This is a genomic window from Pseudomonas syringae (assembly GCF_000737245.1).
In the GTDB taxonomy this organism is placed as follows: domain Bacteria; phylum Pseudomonadota; class Gammaproteobacteria; order Pseudomonadales; family Pseudomonadaceae; genus Aquipseudomonas; species Aquipseudomonas syringae_J.
Genome location: NZ_JPQU01000090.1, coordinates 1 through 928 on the forward strand (window position 1 = coordinate 1; position 928 = coordinate 928).

Sequence of the window (928 nt, forward strand, 5' to 3'; positions counted from 1 at the left end):
GTACTGAACCAGACCCCATCAGCCTTCAAGCCCTTGATGGCCGTGGCCTGTGGCGCACAGCAAAACCTCGCCCTGCGCTACGTGATATTCGGCGGTGAAGCGCTTGATGTGCCGAGCCTCAAATCCTGGTTCGATCACTTCGGCGACCAATCACCCCAACTGATCAACATGTACGGCATCACCGAAACCACCGTGCATGTCACCTATCGGCCGATCACCCAAGCCGATCTGAACCACTCAAACAGCCCGATTGGCGCACCGCTGGCCGACCTGTCCTGGTACCTGCTGGACGGCGCACTGAATCCAGTGCCCAAAGGCTGCATTGGCGAACTCTACGTCGGCGGTCCGGGTCTGGCGCGGGGTTACCTGAACCGTCGGGACCTTACCGCCACACGCTTCATTCCCAACCTGTTCGCCGAGGATGGCAGCCGTTTGTATCGCACCGGCGACCTGGCCCGCTACCGCACCGATGGCAGCATCGATTACCTGGGACGCAGCGATCATCAGGTGAAAATTCGTGGCTTCCGCATCGAGCTGGGAGAAATCGAAGCGCAACTGCTGGCGCAACCTCAGGTTCGTCAGGCCGTGGTGTTGGCGCAAGACACCGCCAGCGGCCAGCAATTGGTGGCGTACGTCGTCGCCGACGAATCGACCCGTGAAAACCTCAGAACCGCCCTCAAGGACAACCTGCCGGACTACATGGTCCCGGCGCACTTGATCTTCCTGCAGAGTCTGCCCCTGACCGCCAACGGCAAGCTGGATCGCAAAGCCCTGCCAGCGCCGGACGCCAGTCATCAGCAAGGTGAATACGTCGCCCCACAAACCCAGCTGGAACAGCAAATCGCCGCCATTTGGCAAGACGTGCTCAAGCTGGAACGCGTGGGCCTGACCGATAACTTCTTCGAGCTGGGCGGGCATTCGTTGCTGG

1 protein-coding gene is annotated in these 928 nt (G+C 60.8%); it reads left to right on the forward strand.

What is annotated here, in order from left to right:
- Nucleotides 1–928: AMP-binding protein (locus IV01_RS01615; RefSeq protein ID WP_032631609.1), on the forward strand; the 928-nt coding region annotated here is incomplete at both ends.